This is a genomic window from Streptomyces sp. DH12 (assembly GCF_020873895.1).
GTDB lineage: Bacteria > Actinomycetota > Actinomycetes > Streptomycetales > Streptomycetaceae > Streptomyces.
On the sequence record NZ_JAHWGT010000521.1, the window covers coordinates 1 to 578 of the forward strand.

Genomic DNA, 578 nt, shown 5'->3' on the forward strand with positions numbered 1-578 from the left:
GCTCACCCAGGCGGGCACCGACCGCTGGACCGTGCACGGCGAACTGACCATGCGCGGCGTGGTCCGCCCGGTCGACCTGGACCTGGCGTACCTCGGCACCGGCGCCGACCCCTGGGGCGGCACCCGGGCGGCCTTCCGCGCCACCACCGAACTGCGGCGCGAGGACTTCGCGATGAACTACAACCAGGTCGTCCAGGCCGGTGTCGCCGCCGTCGGCACCACCCTCCGGGTGGAACTGGACGTCCAGGCCGTGCGGGGCGAGAAGCTCCCTGAGGTCTGAGCCGCGACGTCCGGACCTGCGCCGCTTCCGGTCTCGCCCCCGGCGTGGTCCAATGGGTGGAGGGTCAGGAAGCGGCCTGCCGATTCCGGACGACCGTGTCAGGTGAATGCCATGACCCCTCCGCCCCCTTCCTCCGAGCGTGTGATGCTCCCGCTGCCGTCGGAGATCGACTTCCGCAACGCCGACGGCCTGCTGCCGCTGATCATGTACCAGGCCCGCTCCGGCTCCGAGGGGCCAGCGCGGGTGATGGTCCTCGACCTGTCCGGGACCCGCTTCATGGACTCCCAGGGCATCCGTC

Annotated in this window: 2 protein-coding genes; both read left to right on the top strand. The window is 71.6% G+C overall.

Features of this window, described 5'->3' with window-relative positions; translation table 11 throughout:
* Window positions 1-280, top strand: a 280-nt coding sequence (locus tag LPA54_RS35535) for a YceI family protein (RefSeq protein WP_228984701.1), incomplete at its 5' end; no start/stop codon positions are given.
* A gap of 111 nt (window positions 281-391) precedes the next feature.
* The coding region (locus LPA54_RS35540) for an STAS domain-containing protein (RefSeq protein ID WP_228984702.1) at window positions 392-578 on the top strand (187 nt) is incomplete at its 3' end.